The following is an 18,416-nucleotide window of genomic DNA, read 5'->3' as shown; positions in this document are numbered from 1 at the left end:
GGATGTCATCTCCGAAAGGGGAGACATCCGTTTTCTTTTGAAGTTTGTTTAATAACGGTCTTCATTGATGACATTGACCAAAGTGGTCACTTGGATCTGGGGGTTTTCTATAGAAGTTGCTGTAATTCGTGAGGAGCCCTTAATCAAGCCTGTTATTACTCCCTCCTGGGTGATTCCGACCACAGCAGGATTACTACTGCTCCAAGCTAGCTTAATCTCGGGCTTCATGGACGCAGGGTCTACATCAAGATCATTAATAAACAAATTGTGCTCGGTGCCTACTCTGATACTTATAGGATCTCTCAAGCGTAGACCTTCCAGACGGGTCCCTACAGTTACCTTGTAATGAGTTTCAACGGGCTTATCAGCAGGCGTTCCCTTCAAGGTGGCTTTCAAAATTACGGGCTTGTCTTGTTCCGTAATTTTCACGCCTGCTAGCTCTATAGTACTGGTATCTGGAAGATCAATGATTGTTGCATAGTTGCGGCCGTCACCCTCTAAGGTCCAAATATAATCGGCCGGGTCTGCTTCCAACGGATCAAGCACAACAACTTTTAAAGTAATTTTATCGTTAACTTTGACTGTATTTGGCCCAGTTATGCTAATTGTTTGAACTGGATTGATAAAGGTGACCGTAACCTCCTCTGGAGGTGTACCTCCTTTGAATGCCTTGGTCTTTGCGATGGCGATCAGGGTAACCTTTCCGGACCTCTGAGCCAGCAGTGACGCATGGTCATTTAACGGATAAGCAGGATCGACGGTTAGGCTTGCAGCTGCGGTATTGCTGCCTTCTTTAATGGACCACTCATAATGATCTACGGTGTCGTCTACGGTATCATAGCTGGCCAAGTAATTTGTTGAGGTGCCCACATAGGAAGCATCAGGGCCGCTGATACTGAGCTTGGGCGCTTTGACAGTGACGTTTGCATTCGCTGTAAAGGTTTGACCTGCTGCATCAATAGCCGTGAGCCGGATGGTGACTGTCCCCGGTGCAACGCCCCACACCACACCTGTATCAGAGATGGTAGCAATCACGGGATTCAGAGACTCCCATTTGAGTGCTGGAGTGTTTGCATCATTAGGCATGATTTTTTTCAGCAAGTCCATACTTAGTTCGGTGTTGATCCGGATGGTCGCCCCTTGTAATGTCAGGCCGGTCATCTTGACGTATGCGGTGAACGATAACTCTGCAAAATCCAGCGTGGTTCTCTCCAGGACTGGCGCAGGTGTCGGGCTTGGCGTTGAAGCAACGGTCGGTGTTGGCGTTGGCGCTATAGTTGGTGTAGCGGCAGGTGATGTAGGCTGTGGCAGTCCCGTCTCTCCGCTGAATTTCACATTCATGGGATTCCCGTTCCCATTCAGGGAAGCGCCGATGATGTTGCCATAGACTCTCCCGTTATTGAATTCAATGGCTGCCCGGGGAGCAAGTACGGTCCCTTCCATGGCAATGCCATTGACGGTGAGTTTGGTTGAGGCATCTATAGTACCGTTGGTTTTATTGTAAAAGTTATAGATCACCTTCGAGCGCTGCTGTTCCAGTTCACTACCTGAATATTTGTCAGCACCGGTGCAACTGCCCATACCGTCCTTGTAATCCTCAATCGTTCTGTTACTGGAGCAGAATTCAAAGGACATGTTCTGGATAGTCGTACTAGCACCCGTAATATTCAGAATGACGGTCGATCCCTTGGGGACATCAATTCCAACCGTACTCTTAATAGTTTGACCTTTAATCGTGAAGATATTAGTATTTTGCGTTCCCTTAAGCAAGGTTCCACCCCAACTGTATTGAATGGATTGTCCATTGTCAGGAAGGGCAGCAAGCGCGTCGGATTGTTCCTGTAGGTACTTGAATTCTGCGGCAAAATCAATCGGATTACCCGGCTTCAACTCTCCTTGAATCTTCACATTACTTGCTATCGTTGAAGTTCCCCCCACAATTACATTACCATTTACGGAATCGTTGCTGATATTCAGGTTACCTCCGACGACCAGCGCATCCAGCGTATGCGGATCACCGGTGAAGCTGCTGGCAATGCCACTGCTGCTAGTCGTGACATTGCCCCCCGCAGCAATCGTTCCTTCGATTCCGCCTGTCCGGTTAATGTCCCCCCGAATGAATAGGCTGAATTCCTTAGCTATTCCAAGCGGGGGCATTCGGATGTCCTGCGGTGGCGCCGGCGTCTGGTTGACTGTTGCAGCAGGTGTCTCTGTTGCGGTTGCAGTAGCCGTGGCTGTACTACCGGGTATTGCAGACGCCAACTCCTCCTGCTCAGCATGAAGGTCCACGTAACATATTTTCGAATGGTCCAGCGTATAATCCTGTTTCGCGGTAGCGATGGCCGTAATCTCAAAGCTGATCCCTTCGGCTGCGTCAGGCACATAAGTCAATCCATCCGGCGACAGCTTATAGGTGAACTTGCCCAGCCCCTTAGTAAGTGTGATACCGGAAACTTCATCCCCGCTCTGGGTGAATCCTCCTGCGGCCAGATCACTGAACTTAAGGTTTGGCGGGAAGGCCTCGGAATACTGGACATCAGAGATAACCGGCTCCTTGGAGGCCAGGTCTATGCTAAGCACTGGAATAGGTTTGGGAATGACTTTATACGTAATCGTGAACGACTCTCCCCGCTCGACCCTATTCTTGGATAACGACCTGCTAATAGACAAATTCGCTTGTACCTTCTCCACATTGACGGTAATGATCCTGGAGTCGAGCGCGCCTTGTTTGTCCCTGGCCGTTATTTCAATCTGCAGCTCGCCTTTCTCATGCAAGGGATTGTCAAAGGTATGGGTGACAGTCTCACCGGATAGAATTGTCTTCTTGTTCATAGCGTCAACCTGTACATAATTACCTGTCTGCTTGTCGCCAACCCATTTCCTAAGGGTAATATCGGTGATCAGTTCTTTATCCTTGAGATCCAGGTCGGTAGCTGAATAGCTGACCGTTAACTTGTCATGATAAGAGGGCTTGGTGCTCATATCCTGTGGTGTATACACAGTGATCTTCGGAGCATGGTTGGCGCCGATGAAGGCACGGTACATGGTGTTGACGAATAACATCTGCTCCCAGTCCGGGAAGCCTGTGCTAGTGTGTCCCGTTCCCGAGAAGGTAATATTGCCGACAGAATAGGTATAAAAGTGATTATAGCTATCATCCGTATCCCGTTCTGAACCTGAGATGTTGTACCACGGGATGACATCTGCCCGTTCCAGGTTAAGCGGGAAGAACTGGTCATGTGTCGTAGCGACGGTGTACCGGCTGGAGTTACTTCCACTCTTGTCTAGGTTGAACGGGTATTGCGTCATTAGCCCCTGGTTGACGGGCACTACCTTAGTGGACGGGTAAATCGCATTGCCGCCCAGATAAGTCCGTGGTAGAGCTTGTCCAACCATGTCATGGAAATAGTAACTCCAATAATTCAGATTATTGGCGCTCTCTTTGTAAGGCGCATCCTTTTCACGGAAAATGGTATCGTGCGTCAGCATCAGACTCTGCTTTGTTTCTTCAGCGAAGGCCTTGACTGCCCGGGCAGCCGCTTCGGATAGCATCGGTGTCGTGGCCCGGTCATACATGTCCAGGAAGCCAAATACGACCATGTCAAAGTTCCCGTTAAGTCCTGAGGTTCTATCATCAGCACTGGTATGCTCGACAATGTAATTATTGAACCAGGTCATGTCATGAGGTGTAATGGTTAGTTCATAGTAATCAGGATTTTTAAGATAAGCTGCTTTCATGTTTTTGGTATTGAGCAAGTTACTATCAGTCTTGCCGGCAGGCATTATCTGCAGCACCTTGATCTCACGCTTAACGCCTTTGTAGAGAATATTGCCGGTGTCGAAATCCTTCAGTCCACTTAATGTACTTACTTCCATTCTCCAATACAGAGGCCCGGAGAAGGTGGAAGGTAAAATGTAGCTTAAGGTATCGGTAATTGAGGTTACTTCTTTGGTGGCAACCGCAGTCTCCTCTGTCATCGGCAGGGAGGAATCCACATTTATATAAAGCTTGATGCGTACAGTATTAGTTCTTAAGTCAGGGATATTATTAAGTTTAATAGGGAATTCAATTGTATCTCCGGCTTGATATAAGGTTGTAGAGCCTTTGTTGTAACTGTCCGGCTTATGAGTAATGGTTAGTCTTGGCCGTTGTTTAAGTGTCGACATTTGCGGCCAGCTTTCGTTCTTAATCCCGGTTGTAAAAGTATCGAGTTCATTCTTGTTCTTCAGAAAAACTACATTGGGGCGGGTAGAAGTGCGGTAAGGATTGAACGTTTCGTACAGAACACCTTCAGTACCTTTTGCTTTCTGCTCAGTGAATGTCTCTTCACGGAGAATAACATTCAAGCCTTTGTTAATATAGTAATCGGTGATCTCTTGGGCCTTGAGGCGTGTAATATCATTCTCAACATTGATAGTCTTATGTGCCGACTTGCGCTCGTCTTGGGTAGAATTGCTGTTACTGTTTACGAGATTTTTACTAAAAGCTCCCTTGCCGATGTAAATGGCATCATACTTACCGTCCCAATTATCACGCAGAGATACGAAGCGCTTCATAGTCATTGTATCAATCTCTACGCTTTCTAACCCTTGAAGACTATCGAGTTCACTCAAGGGGTACTTGTCATTGGCATCCAGTTCTAAGCTTGCAGTACTGGTGGGATCTGTGATCTCCAGAATACGGATCGTATATGTACTATCAACTGCATTGACGGATAGAACAAAAAAATGAATGCATAAAGCGATTAGCAGCGCAACGAATATCACCCCTGAGAAATAAAACCATGTTCTCCGCCGGAATAATTTCATTCAGCATCTCCCCCGATAAGAAGTGAAATAATTGGTTGGTAGATTTATCGAAACTTTCGCTAAAATTGTCTAACAATTGGAAATCATAATTGTAAAAAAAACAGTTATGTGCTATATATCATTCTAGGACAATTTACCTCCATAGGCAATAATAACATATGTAAAAGATACCTTAAATTTAAGCAATTAGAACTATAAAATCTATGGATTGTCGGAAAATCACTTCTGTAAAACGCAAAGTCCCGGTCAAGATAGATTTCGAGTTTTTTCGGAAAAATGGAAATTTACTTTCCACTTCTGCTAAATGCTATGAAGTTCGACTATTGAGGAATATAAGTGAGAGCTGGGGATGAGCTACTGTGCCAATCATAAAAAAAAGACTTGGAGATCTGTTGGTAGACAACAGCATTATCTCTCAGGAGCAGCTGACTGAAGCACTGGCAGAACAACGCAAAACCAAACGAAAGCTTGGTGACTTGCTGATCTCGCAGGGTTACATTACGGAACAACAATTAATCGAAGTATTGGAATTCCAGCTTGGTATACCTCATGTTAGTTTGTTCAAATATCAGATTGATCCGGCTATCACACAGATTATCCCGGAGAGCATGGCCAAACGCTATCAAGTGCTTCCCTTTATGAAGGAAGGAGGTAAGCTGATGGTCGCTATGGCTGATCCGCTGGACTATTTTGCTATTGAAGATTTGCGGATGAGTACAGGATTCAGAATTGAACCTGCTATCTCTACCCGGGATGAGTTACAGCGAGCGATTGCCCGTCATTATGGTATGCGTGATTCTATGAGCCAAATGATGGTAGAGTTGCCCACTCAGGAAGAGATTGAAGAGACCGAGATTACGGATGAGGATTCACCAATAGTCCGGCTGGTCAATCAGATGATTCAGCAGGCGGTAGCCTTGCGCGCATCCGATATTCATGTAGATCCGGGAGAGAACAACCTCTCCATCCGATACCGGATCGATGGAACACTGCGGACAGAACGTGTAATTCCCAAACAGATGCAGGGCTTTATCACCGCGAGATTGAAGATTATGGCGAAGCTTAACATAGCAGAGCGCAGGCTTCCGCAGGACGGACGCATCAAGATGCAATTTGATTACAAAATGGTTGATATCCGTGTATCGTCCCTGCCGACTATGCATGGAGAGAAAATCGTGCTCCGGTTGCTGGATCTCAGCACTGGCGTCAAATCCGTAGACAGTCTTGGCTTCAGTGAGTCGAATGCTGCTGTATTTAGAGAAATGATTGCCAGACCATACGGGATTTTGTTGATTACAGGGCCAACGGGAAGCGGGAAAACAACGACTTTATACTCTGCCTTGAACCAATTAAACGTGGAGAGTACGAACATTATAACAGTCGAGGACCCGGTAGAGTATCAGCTTGAAGGGGTCAACCAAGTACATGTGAATGCTGCAGTCGGTCTCACCTTTGCGGCAGGATTGCGATCGATTCTGCGGCAGGATCCCAATATCGTTATGGTCGGGGAAATACGTGATACTGAAACAGCAGAGATAGCTGTCAGAGCATCGTTAACCGGGCACCTTGTTCTATCTACACTACACACCAATGATGCTATTAGTACTATCTCACGCCTTAGGGATATGGGAGTTGAGCCTTATTTGATTGCCTCTTCCCTAATAGGAGTAGTTGCCCAGCGGCTTGTACGTAAAATCTGCCCGGACTGCAAAGAAAAGTACAAGCCGTCAGAGCAGGAAGCGATCATGTTGCGGAAATACGGCCTGCCTACAGACTATCTGCACCGTGGACGAGGCTGCGGGAGTTGCAGCACTACAGGATATCGTGGGCGAATTGCCATTCATGAGGTCCTGACGATAGACGACCACATGCGGCAATTAATTACCGACCTGGCATCTGTTGATGAATTGAAGGCTGCTGCCCGGCAACGCGGGCTTGTACAACTAATGGAGGATGGCTTTCTTAAGGTTACACAGGGAACTACAACACTCCAAGAGGTCTTGAGGGAGACTGTATCGCAATAAACAAGAATTGATGTATCTCATCATGCGTTGAGGAGGATAGCCAATGTCTACTTTCACGAGGAATATCATACAACTGCTCCATATGGCCTATACCTCCAAAGCTTCGGATTTGCACATCTCGGTAGGGTCTGCGCCTGTAATCAGAATTGATGGAGTCCTGCACCCTGTTGAAGGAGACCTGGTCACGGCTGCGGAATCACAGGCAATGGCAGAGGTGCTTATGGGGGAAGGGAATAGCGGTATTTTCAATACGGCTGGAGAAATAGACTTCTCTTATCCGCTGGATAACGGAGTACGTTACAGGGTCAATGTGTACCGGCAGCGGAGCGGGGTAAGCATTGCAGCCCGTTCTATTCCTGCGGAGATCCCGTCACTACAGCAACTATCCATGCCGCTCATTTTGGAGAGCTTGGCCAAGAAGCCGCAAGGTCTGATCCTGGTGACAGGCCCTACGGGCAGCGGCAAGTCCTCCACACTGGCAGCAATGATTCATTCTATCAACCAATCGGAGAGCAAGCATATCGTAACGCTGGAGGATCCCATTGAGTTTTTGCACAGCCATGGTAAGTGCTTAGTGGATCAACGTGAAGTCGGGAGTGACACCCACAGCTTCGCCAGCGGTCTGCGGGCGGCATTGCGGCAGGATCCAGATGTTATCCTGGTCGGTGAAATGCGTGATCTGGAGACGATCTCGGCAGCCGTTACTGCGGCTGAGACTGGGCATCTGGTACTGGCAACTCTACATACAACGGATGCACCACAGACGATAGACCGGATTATCGATGCTTTTCCAGGCCATCAGCAGAATCAGATTCGTTCGCAGCTGGCTTCAGTGATGCTAGCCGTAGTCAGCCAGCGTCTATTCCCAAGAGCCACAGGCCGGGGGCGGGTATGTGCAACGGAGATACTGGTGAATACACCGGCTGTTGCTAATTTGATTAGAACGGAGAAGACACACCAACTGAAGAACGTCATGCAGACCAGCAGGGCGCTGGGGATGCACACACTGGAGATGAACATCCGTGAATATCTGGCAGAAGGGCTCATCACTCCTTCAGCAGCCAAAGCCTATATGAACGAGGTGAACGGCTAATGGCATTATTTGAGTACCAGGTTAAGACACCGGCAGGCAGACCAATCAAGGGTAAGCTTACCGCTACGGATAAACCAGCTGCCATGGACGAGCTTCGTAAGCGTGGTCTTACCGTATTCTCACTGATCGAACGCAAAACCTCCCTTCTACAGATAGATATTTACATAGGAAATCCTGTTAAGACGATTCACTTTATTATTTACTGCCGTCAATTCGCTACGCTAATGAGGGCTGGAGTATCCATCGTAGATGCTACACGGATTCTAGCCGAGCAGACGGATAGTAAACCGCTGCGTAAGGCTCTTCAGGAGGTCGGTTCCAGTCTGCGTAGGGGAATTTCATTCTCCCAGGCCGTACAGGAACACAAACGGATTTTTCCGCCTTTGTTTGTCAGCATGATCCGTGCCGGAGAAGAATCGGGGAATATGGAGGGGACGCTGGAGCGGTTGGCGGTCTTTTTTGAGAAACAGCATACCACCACCGAAAAGATAAAATCCGCGCTGACTTACCCGATTACAGTCGGAGTTATGGCTGTAGGAGCTGTTATTTATCTGCTATGGGCAATTGTTCCACAGTTTGTCACTATGTTTGAATCAATGAATGCAGAGCTTCCTGCTATTACTAAGATGGTCCTGGCTCTCAGCAAGAGTATCCAAGGCCAGTGGTATTACTGGATATTAGGAGTACTTCTCTTGGTAGTTGCTTATCAAATAACCAAACGAACCGAGAAAGGTGCATATGCAATCGATTATGCGAAGCTGAAAGTGCCCGTTTTCGGTAAGCTCAATCAGAAAGGTTCTATTGCACAGTTTACCCGGACTTTCTCATCGCTCTATGCCAGCTCAGTACCTATTCTTCAATCCCTGGCAATCGTAGAGGAGGTGGCGGGGAATAAGGTGGTTGGGCGTTATATACGCAGTGCGGGTGACTCGCTAAGGCAAGGAAAACCACTCTCTGATCCGCTTAAGAAGGCATGGGTGTTTCCTCCGCTGGTGACCCAGATGATAGCAATTGGTGAAGAGACGGGGGCCCTGGATACGATGTTATCAAAGGTCGCTGATTTCTATGAGATGGATGTGGAGAATACAGTGGACCGCTTGAAATCATTGCTGGAGCCACTTTTGATAGCCTTCCTGGCAGGAATAGTTGGGGTAATTGTAGCAGCTATTATGCTGCCGATGTTCAGCCTGTACGGTAATATGTGAATCTTGCGGTTCCTTGAACATATTGAGAGGGGTGACGTCGGACATACGGCGCGAAGGCCGAAGCTAGCCATCGGGAAAGTTGCAATACAGGATTTGATTTCACACACAACTAATTTCAAGGGGGACACGAAATGTTAGCACAGGCAATGAAGAGAAGACTTAGCAAGGAAGAGAATCAGAAGGGGTTTACGCTGATTGAGTTATTGGCGGTTATTGTTATTTTGGGGATTATTGCGGTTATTGCGGTGCCGATGATCGGAGGAATTATCAAAAATTCAAAAAATGATTCTGACGTTGCGAGTGCAAATCAGATATATAATGCGGTTCGTATGTATGTTATCGGAGAAAATGCGGGTGATTTTTCAAACGCTAATTCTATTCTATTGGCAGATCTTCAAAGTAAAGGTTATCTAGAAAGTCCTACATATCTACCAAGCTCAAAGGAACCCTTGACTGCGGTTACAGTCAATTTCGATGCTAACGGCAAACTAACTAATTCGACCTCTGGAAGTGCTGTAGTTCTAACTGCTTCCACTGTCACCAAAAATTATACCGCTGAAGAAGTGTTGAAATCGAAACCAGCACCAACTACAACTCCACCTAAGTCATAAATTTCAAAAGAATTCTATAATAAATGCTTTATTAAGGGTATTAGAAAAGATTCACTTTTATTTGGAATCGGAACCATTCCGGTTCCTTTTTTAAAATCCCTGAAAGGGACAACCATCAACCATGACTACATTTATCGCAATTTATATTACGCTGCTAGGCCTGACGCTCGGATCTTTCTTAAACGTAGTAGGTTTGCGGATTCCTGCAGGAGAGTCTTTGCTGCATCCGCCATCGAAATGTCCTAAATGCCGTGCAAGGCTTAAGACAATGGATCTAATCCCGGTTCTCAGCTATTTATTAGCACGAGGGAAGTGCCGGCATTGTGGTACCCGGGTGTCGCCTGTATATCCGTTTGGAGAAGCAATAACGGGAGTATTGTTTCTGGTGATGTATCTGAAATTCGGTCTTACGTTTGAAGGTGTTACTGGAATGTTGCTAGTCTGCTTATCGGTTGCTATTACGGTCTCTGATATCCGATATATGCTAATTCCGGATAAAGTCCTGCTATTTTTTGCACCACTCTTCCTGCTTTTGGTTCCTTTTATGGCAAATGCCCCACTATGGCATCACTTGCTTGGTGCTTTAAGCGGTGGAGGGGTTCTGTTTCTACTGGCCCTGTTCGGAGGTATGGGAATCGGGGATGTTAAACTTTTTGCACTACTGGGCTGGGTTATAGGCTGGCCGAATGTTATTTTGGCATTTCTAATAGCCTGCTCACTGGGGGCAGCTGTTGGCGGCATTTTGCGGCTCTCCGGCACTATCCAGCGCAGGCAGCCTGTACCGTTCGGTCCTTTCCTGGCTCTGGGCACACTCCTCTCATTCCTGTTCGGCCCAAACATCATCAGCGCATATCTTTCGTTTATCGGTTAGGGGGAACATCATCGGATGATGGGATTAGGTCAACATGCAGTCGGGATTTCCATAGAGGAATCCGCTATTCGCTGCGTCAGCTTGAAGAAGAATAAAACATGGGAAGTACGCAAGAAAAAGGTTCTTCCGTTACATCCGGGTATAATCGTCGAGAATCAGATCGCTGACGGGGAGTCGCTGCTGGATATTCTTAAGCCCTGGGTTAAGAAACAAGGCCTTCGCGGATCTAAGGTATCCTTAGCCATCCCGCCTGCTCAAATCATAATCCGTAAAATGAGTATTCCCAGCACAAATGAGAAGCAACTGGAGCAGCTTGTGAAGCTTGAAGTGGAGACAGGGCTGCATCTGCCTTTTGAAAATCCGGTATATGACTATGTAACTACTAGTGTTGATGAAGACCAGAGCCACCTGCTGGTATTTGCAGCACCGCGCAAGCCGATTCAGGATTATATCGATATCTTGGAAGCTGCGGGACTGCGGGTGAATAGTATCGAAATTTCTGCAACAGCATTAGCCCGAAGTATTATGTTAAATCAAGATCAAACCTTTGCAGAGACGATGCTGATCCATCTGGAGCATTCACTGTTGGATATCTATATGTTTCGTGAGGGAAACCCTGTCTTCATCCGAACCATTAATGTCGCTGATCTTCAAGCAGGTAGGGCAGAACCGATGGCTGTGTCTGGGCGAGAAGAGATCTCATACAGATCAGAGGTAGCTGCTGCGTATGAGAGTGCAGAGGAGCATTTGTCGCCTGAGCAGATGCTGGAGATTACGGCGGAAATCTCACGGATGCTGAATTTCTACCAGTATAGTCTTCATGACGGAAGTACACGAATTAGCAATATCTTGATTACAGGAACACCTGGTATACGCGGTCAACTTCATGAGGAGCTGAGCCAGTCCTTAGCTGAGCAGGAGATCATTCCTCTGAACCTGGACCAGCTTGAGGCCAGCGCGGCGAGAAGCCAAGATCAACAGTTGAACAGCTACCGGATAGCCACCGGAGCCGCATTAGGCTATGGCGGAAAGCATATTAATCTTTTGCCACGTGAAGATCGCGAAGCCATGCTGTTTCCTTATCTGGTCATTGCACTTGTTGGCATTTGGCTGCTGGGTATGGTAGGGACCGGGATCTTTTATACAGCCAATAAGGGACAGATTAGCAATCAGTCTGAGCAGATTCAGGGTCTGAAGGACCGGGGTGAACTACTTCAGCTGGAACTCGCCAAGGCTAACAATGTAGGTACAGGTAAGCTGGATCGTAAGACTGCTGTTGAAGAGATTCTAAAGTATAAACAGAATATCGTTCCTATATTAAACGAGCTTGCATCTGGTCTTCCGCAAGGGGCGGCGTTTAATAGCATTGGCTATACGTTCCAGGATTCTATTGACCTAACAGTGAAGCTGTCCAAAATGGAAGACGCAGCCAAATATCTGGCTGAATTGCGTAAAATGTCCTTCACTGTAGACGTCCTTGTTCAAAAGTTGTCTGAAGGAGATTTATCTGGCAACCTACAATCTCCTGCTACTCTAAAAAGCTACTATACAGCGAATTATCATGTTAACTTGGCCAAAGATCGGCTGCAAAAATCCGCTGCATCTACAAACCCCGGGGAGGCGGATGAGCATGGAACAAATCAATAAATATCGTTCGCCAATTGTGCTAGGGGTTCTTGTTTTGTTTCTGCTATTGTTCGCTTTCTTCTTGTTAGGATTTCAACCTACAACTAGTAAGGTTGCAGAGCAGGAATCAGAGATGTCGCAGTTGGAACAACAGAACCGGCTCATGGAGAACAAAATACAAGAGTTCGATAGTTCAACGGCTGATAATGGTGCGCAGGATGAGCTTCTAGCCAAGCTTCCACGCGGAGACAATAGTGAGCAGTTAATTGTTGACTTACAAACTATTGGAACAATGACCAATGCCAGATTGAAGGATATCGGCTTCGCGTTGGAGGACAACAACCCAGCTCAGGCTATGACGAGTTCTTCCGAAGCTGCATTTCCGGCAGTAAAAACAGTGAAGATGGATGCACTGGTAGAAGGGACTTATAGCAATGTCCTGAGCTGGATGAATGCATTACAGCTTCTGCCGCGTATTATAAATGTGGACTCATTCAGCTTCCAGCACTCTAGTAATTCCAAAAATATGATTTCAGCCAGTATTACTTTCACAGCATACTATGAGAAGCCATTGAATACCGTTGAATAATCCCCCCAACTCTGCCCCCCATTTACATGGAGGGCAGAGTTTTTTTACGCTTTTCCCCCATTACCCGTTTACACCCCGGGGTGGTTTGGGTATTACAGGTTACGGGCTATTGTAATGTTATAGAGTACTTATCGCAGCAGCTTAGTCTGAAGTAGGCTTCAGGCTACCACACAGGAATATGAGGAGGCGTTCAAGATGAACAAAAAATGGATGATCGGTTCACTGGCATTATCACTGGGTCTTGTCTCTGCAGGGGGCGGAGCGCTTGCGGCTTCACCGGTGGCAAGTATTGAGGGCGTAAGAACGGTTGCGGCGTCTGCACCGGGCAAGGAAGGGCCGGCTACCATTAACAATCTCACTGAACGGAGCGTTGTTCCGCTGGTGGTTCATGCCAAGAAGCTATATACGTATGCCAGCCGGGGAGGCAATGTATTCAGCCCCGAGCTGTTCACTTATAAAGCACAGGAGTACCGCTATCTGTCCAGTGATCTGGGTTCGAAGCAGCAGCTGATGAGCTACATCAAGAAGGGATTCACGCATAATGCGGCGGCTTTCTACGCACAGACACAGTTCCTGGAGCACGAGGGCAGAATGGCGCAGGTCAATGCCGATCTGGGTAACTCGCTGGATTTCACTAGAGCGACTGCACGGATGGTCTCCAAGACTGCACAGGCGGCAGTGTTCGAACTGACTGTACCTGCGGAAGGGCCGAACGGGTCTTCCGAAGTAGTGACAGTGAAGCTGAAGAAGGTAAGCGGCTACTGGAGAATTGATATGTCACCGGATACTCTTTTCTAAGCAGCAGCGGCTTCAGGCTTCGACTAACGCTTCATAAATAACGGCTGTGCCGACCTTGTCACAAGGTGAGCGCAGCCGTTTCTGTTTGCCCGGGCGTTACCGTCCCTTCACTCCGTCCTCAACGAGCTGTCTGCGCGGGGAATCAGGCTGAGCGGATTGGCTCATCCCGCCGCGGTTGATGGCGATGATACGTTTCTGGGCGTAATAGGTATCGCGGGAGAGTAGATTTCTCTCTACCGCTGCACCATCCACATGGCGGGTAATGTAAGTTTCAACTACATAGCCGGTTTTGCCGGCAAGCAGTACCCGGGTTCCGCCCTTGGGGAGCGAGGCATCGCTCACATATTTATCCGTGGGGGGCAGCACCTCGACGGTTCTGGATTCAATGGAATAGTTGACGTTCTTCGGGAACGTGCCGAACAGCTTGATGGTCAGCGTGCGCCCCTGGACTTCGGATTTGATGATCAGATATTTGCCGGTGTTGTTGCGGAAGCGGAAATTAATATACCCCTCGGCAAAAGTGGCATCCTGCCCCTTCGGCAGATAGCTGACCGGAAGCGAGTGGTTGCGCCGCTCTACAATCTCAAGCCCGGAGCGCAGCGCGGCATTATACAGGGTGCTGGAGACCTGGCAGATCCCCCCGCCCGTGCCGGGCTGGAGCTTGCCGTTCACGATGACCGGGGCTTCGCGGAAGCCGTATTCGGTCTGGGCCTTCTGGATTGCTTTTCCGTAATCAAAAACCGCATTCGGCGGCAGCACCGTGCCGTTCACGGCTTTGGCGGCGGCCTCAACATTGAAGCTGCGTCCGGGGCCACTGGCCCCGAGGGAGGTGCTGAACTGGACGATTTTGCGATCGATGCCCTGATCCTTGAGCGCCTGTAGCGTGATCTTCGGCTGCTTGACAGCAAGGGGGACCTCCAGCTGAATCTGCTTATCCTGAAGTGTGCCGTCAGCGGCCAATCGGGTGGGCACCGCTGCCTGCATCGCAAGCTCCAGCGCCTGCCAGTCCACCTCATAAGAGGATGTCCCTGGCGTATATACGACCTGGTCATCTCCGGTGATCCGCCGGACCGCATCGACCGGAACGCCGAAGGACGCTTTTTCCCATTCGGGATTCAAGAGACTCTTAAGCTGTGCAGTCTGCAGCTGAATCTCCATATTCCAGCTGCCGGACCAGCTGCGCCGGGCTTGTACCCGCTCCATCAGCGTGCCGTCCGTCAACGTCTTCAGCGCCTGGAGGAAGTTCCCGGCTTCATAGGTCACACCTGCCTGCTTAAGGGTAACCTGGAGTCCGGCATTATTTTTTGCCTTCATCACGAGTGGAGTAGCTTCCAGCGCCTGAAGTCTTGAATCCATTCCGGCCTTTACCTCAGCGATGTTCATTCCGCCAACCTCCCAGCCTGCGATAGCGGTATTTGCGGGCAGGGTAGGCTGGGTGCCGTATAGATGAAGCCCTCCGGCAGCCAGCGAGCCAGCCAGCATCAGACCGAAACCCGCGATGAGAGCGGCGTGTATTTTTTTCATAAGTAATCTCTCCTTCTATGGGGCGAAACCTGATATTTTTATGTATATGTAAGGATTCGGTAAAACTTTCGGGTACTCAAGGGGTTGTGGATTTGTTACAATAGATACGCCTGCGATAATCATGCAGTTTATGGAAGCTCCCCCGGCCAGTGGCCCGGCGGAAGATGTCAGAATCGGGAAGTGAGAAAATGATTGAGATGCAGGATGTATGGAAGACCTATGCCAACGGGACCCATGCATTGCAGGGAATATCCGTCAAAATCGACCGCAATGAGTTCGTCTACATTGTCGGACCGTCCGGTGCAGGTAAATCGACGTTCATGAAATTAATTTATAGAGAAGAAACGCCAACCAAAGGACAGATCTCCGTAGGCGGGTTCAATATCGGCAAGCTGAAGCCCCGCAAGATCCCTTATGTGCGCCGTAATATCGGTGTGGTCTTTCAGGATTTCCGGCTGCTGCCGAAGATGACAGCGTATGAGAATGTGGCTTTTGCGATGGATGTTATTGAGGCGCCGAAGAAGATTATCAAGAAGCGTGTAAATGAAGTGCTCGATCTGGTGGGACTGCGCAGCAAGGCGGGGCGGGAGCCCTCACAGCTCTCAGGGGGAGAGCAGCAGCGGATCGCGATTGCCAGAGCTATCGTCAACAACCCTGCCGTTATTATTGCGGACGAGCCTACCGGCAATCTGGACCCGGAGACCTCGTGGGGCATTATGCAGCTGCTGGATGAGATTAATTTTCGCGGTACCACGATCGTTATGGCGACCCACAACCGGGATATTGTGAACAAAATGCGCAAACGGGTGCTTGCGATTGAGAATGGAACGATCGTCAGAGACCAATTGAGAGGGGAATACGGTTATGAGTTTTAAAACCTTCTTGCGGCATTTGCGGGAAGGCTTCAAAAACGTATTCCGCAACGGCTGGATGTCGGTGGCGTCCATCACTTCCATCGTTGTCTCTCTCTTCGTACTCGGAGTGTTCATTCTGCTGGTGCTCAATGTCAATCAGGTAGCGGACAAAGCAGACAGCCAGGTGCAGATCAATGTGCATCTGACGCTGAATACGGACCAGAAGATGCGGGAGAAGCTGGAAAACGAAATCGGCAATATGCCGGAAGTCAGCAAGGTGGAGTTCGTCTCCAAAGAACAGGGCTTGAAGGAATTCCGTGAAGATATGGGGCCGGATGCCGCCGAGCTCCTGGAAGGATTCGATAAAGACAATAATCCGCTGCCGGACAAGCTGCTCGTTGAAGTGATAGAGCCGACCACGGTTCCGTTTGTAGCGGAGAAGATAGAAGCACTGAACAAGACGCATGAAGAGCAGCCGATCTACAAGGTGAACTACGGCAAAGGCTCTGTGGAGACTTTATTCAAGGTGACCAAGGCGGTGCGCAATATCGGGTTTATTTTTGTAGCGGGACTGGCGCTGATGTCGATGTTCCTGATCTCGAATACCATCCGGGTAACGATCCTCGCCCGCCGCAAGGAAATCGGCATTATGAAGCTCGTAGGCGCGACGAATTATTTCATCCGCTGGCCCTTTTTTATCGAAGGTGCTCTGATCGGATTGATTGGTTCAGTGGTAACCTCGGTCGCGCTCTACGCCGGTTACAGCAGTCTGGTGTCTTCTGTGAAGGGAGATCCGATGCTGGGGCTGCAGTTGATTCCGTTTGAAAATATCTGGTTGCTGCTATGCGGTCTGCTGGTGGGCCTCGGTGTACTGATTGGCGTATGGGGCAGCACGGTGTCGATCCGCAAGTTCTTGAAGGTATAGCCTGTATCATTCTTATATTTGAACAAAGGACGGAGAGTGCAAGTTGAAGAAGATTGCTGCCGGAATGGCCGTAATATTGCTGGCTGTCACAATGTTCGGGCCCTCTGACGGATATGCGAAGAAAACAAGCGTTGCCGAAATTGACAAGCAGCTGAAGCAGCTGCAGCAGGAGGTCCAGGCGGCCAAGGCGGCGCAGGATAAGGCGGACTCCCGCAATCAGGAGGCGAAGCATTATAAGAATAAGACCACGCTGAATCTGGACTATGTCCTGGGGCAGATTGCACAGGTAAAGGGCGAGATGACCACGATATCCGGCAAAATTGCCAGCACGGAGAAGTCGCTTACCGTGACGGCAACGGAGCTGGATGATGCTGAGGCGCGTGTGGCCTCCCGCGAAAAGCTGCTGGAATCCCGTGTCCGTCTCATGTACACAGATGGCGCAGTCTCCTATCTGGATGTGCTGCTGTCCTCGACCAGCTTCTCCGACTTCCTGGACCGGGCCGATTCCCTGAAGATGATCGTGGATCAGGATCAGGATCTGCTGGTACAGCATAAGCTGGACAAGCAGACGGTGATTTCCAAGAAGCAGGAGCTGGAAGGGCAATATGCGACGGCGAAGCAGCTGTATACCGATCTGGAATCCCAGCGCAGTATGCTGAAGGAGAAGGAAGCGGAGAAGCAGGAGCTCATCGCTTATTATGATGAGGAGATTCAGAATTCGGAGGTCATCTCTGCTGAACAGGATGCCAAGCTGGTAGAGCTGGCCAGCAGCCGCTCTGCGCTGGAAGCGCAGAAGGACAAGATTAAGGCGGAGGAAGCAGCGCGCAGAGCAGCAGCCGCGAAGGCTGAGGCGCAGCGCCGGGCGGCAGTAGCCGCAGCCAAGGCGGCCGAAGCTGCCAAGGCCGCGAAGGCCTCCAGGTCTGGAGGCGGCGACAGCTCCTCTGTTGCTAGCGTGGAAGAATATTCCGGCGGCGATGGTCCTTACCTGCGGCCGGTTGGCTACGCGCGGATCTCTTCTCCTTTTGGCTACCGGACCCATCCGGTGACGCATGAAGTCGGCAAGCTGCATACCGGCGTGGACTTTGCCGTGCCGCAGGGCACGAGTATCCATGCGGCGGATTCCGGTACTGTTTTGGTAGCACGCTGGTATAGCGGCTATGGTTACTGTGTCATTATTGACCATGGCGGCGGGGTATGGACGCTGTACGGTCACATCCGCGAAGGCGGCATTAGAGTGAACGAGGGAGATCGGGTGGAGCGCGGACAGACGATTGCGGAATCCGGCTCAACGGGACGTTCAACCGGCCCGCATCTACATTTTGAAGTGCGGATCAACGGGAAACCGGTGAATCCTATGCCTTATCTGTAAGCGGACGGAGCGGAATTTTGGAACTGAAGGAGCGGTAGCGTCCGCCTGAAAGCTTTCCGCAGGAAAGCTCACTTCGTAAGCAACAGCAGTCTGCGGATTTCAACCGTTAAAAACGGGA

13 protein-coding genes are annotated in these 18,416 nt (G+C 49.3%); 11 read left to right on the top strand and 2 right to left on the bottom strand.

Translation table 11 applies throughout. The annotated features are described in order from the left end of the window. Positions 1–48: 48 nt before the first annotated feature. Positions 49–4,809 (bottom strand): DUF5057 domain-containing protein, encoded by a 4,761-nt coding sequence (locus ACFSX3_RS17985; protein WP_209988810.1) that lies wholly within the window; start codon positions 4,807–4,809, stop codon positions 49–51. A gap of 359 nt (positions 4,810–5,168) precedes the next feature. On the opposite strand from ACFSX3_RS17985, the gene ACFSX3_RS17980 reads away from it, so the two are divergent. The 8 genes from ACFSX3_RS17980 (at position 5,169) to ACFSX3_RS17945 (ending at position 13,626) form a co-directional block, all read left to right on the top strand. After that, the gene (locus ACFSX3_RS17980) at positions 5,169–6,833 is read left to right on the top strand and encodes a GspE/PulE family protein (protein ID WP_209988806.1); all 1,665 of its coding nucleotides are present in this window, start codon (positions 5,169–5,171) and stop codon (positions 6,831–6,833) included. 43 nt (positions 6,834–6,876) lie between these two features. Next, positions 6,877–7,926 (top strand): type IV pilus twitching motility protein PilT, encoded by a 1,050-nt coding sequence (locus ACFSX3_RS17975; RefSeq protein ID WP_209988801.1) that lies wholly within the window; start codon positions 6,877–6,879, stop codon positions 7,924–7,926. After that, a complete protein-coding gene (locus ACFSX3_RS17970; RefSeq protein ID WP_209988798.1) occupies positions 7,926–9,131 on the top strand; it encodes a type II secretion system F family protein in 1,206 nt (401 codons plus the stop codon). The genes ACFSX3_RS17975 and ACFSX3_RS17970 overlap by 1 nt, the downstream gene beginning before the upstream one ends. 131 nt (positions 9,132–9,262) lie before the next feature. Next, a complete protein-coding gene (locus ACFSX3_RS17965; RefSeq protein ID WP_209988795.1) occupies positions 9,263–9,742 on the top strand; it encodes a type II secretion system protein in 480 nt (159 codons plus the stop codon). A 121-nt stretch (positions 9,743–9,863) separates the two neighbouring features. Next, a complete protein-coding gene (locus tag ACFSX3_RS17960) occupies positions 9,864–10,613 on the top strand; it encodes a prepilin peptidase (RefSeq protein ID WP_209988792.1) in 750 nt (249 codons plus the stop codon). Positions 10,614–10,628: 15 nt separating this feature from the next. Further along, a complete protein-coding gene (pilM, locus tag ACFSX3_RS17955) occupies positions 10,629–12,260 on the top strand; it encodes a pilus assembly protein PilM (protein WP_209988788.1) in 1,632 nt (543 codons plus the stop codon). Further along, positions 12,244–12,828 (top strand): type 4a pilus biogenesis protein PilO, encoded by a 585-nt coding sequence (gene pilO, locus ACFSX3_RS17950; protein WP_209988785.1) that lies wholly within the window; start codon positions 12,244–12,246, stop codon positions 12,826–12,828. Before pilM ends, pilO begins: the two co-directional genes overlap by 17 nt. A gap of 195 nt (positions 12,829–13,023) precedes the next feature. After that, positions 13,024–13,626 carry a DL-endopeptidase inhibitor IseA family protein gene (locus ACFSX3_RS17945; protein WP_209988782.1) on the top strand — a complete coding sequence of 201 codons (603 nt, stop codon included), beginning with the start codon at positions 13,024–13,026 and terminating at the stop codon, positions 13,624–13,626. 96 nt (positions 13,627–13,722) lie between these two features. Here ACFSX3_RS17945 and ACFSX3_RS17940 read toward each other — a convergent pair whose 3' ends face one another. Then, positions 13,723–15,150 (bottom strand): VanW family protein, encoded by a 1,428-nt coding sequence (locus ACFSX3_RS17940; protein ID WP_209988779.1) that lies wholly within the window; start codon positions 15,148–15,150, stop codon positions 13,723–13,725. Between the two features lie 188 nt (positions 15,151–15,338). Here ACFSX3_RS17940 and ftsE point away from each other — a divergent pair, with 188 nt between their 5' ends. Genes ftsE through ACFSX3_RS17925 form a run of 3 tightly spaced genes read left to right on the top strand, consistent with a single transcriptional unit; the run spans position 15,339 to position 18,298 of the window. Continuing rightward, positions 15,339–16,025: a cell division ATP-binding protein FtsE gene (gene ftsE, locus ACFSX3_RS17935; protein WP_036694710.1), complete on the top strand. Its 687-nt coding sequence runs from the start codon at positions 15,339–15,341 to the stop codon at positions 16,023–16,025. Then, the gene (ftsX, locus tag ACFSX3_RS17930) at positions 16,015–16,929 is read left to right on the top strand and encodes a permease-like cell division protein FtsX (protein ID WP_209988776.1); all 915 of its coding nucleotides are present in this window, start codon (positions 16,015–16,017) and stop codon (positions 16,927–16,929) included. The genes ftsE and ftsX overlap by 11 nt, the downstream gene beginning before the upstream one ends. Before the next feature lie 43 nt (positions 16,930–16,972). Then, entirely contained in the window at positions 16,973–18,298 is a 1,326-nt protein-coding gene (locus ACFSX3_RS17925) for a murein hydrolase activator EnvC family protein (protein ID WP_209988773.1), read from the top strand. Positions 18,299–18,416: the final 118 nt, after the last annotated feature.

This window comes from Paenibacillus rhizoplanae (genome assembly GCF_042684125.1).
In the GTDB taxonomy this organism is placed as follows: domain Bacteria; phylum Bacillota; class Bacilli; order Paenibacillales; family Paenibacillaceae; genus Paenibacillus_AQ; species Paenibacillus_AQ rhizoplanae.
This window is presented reverse-complemented; position numbering and strand designations above follow the sequence as displayed.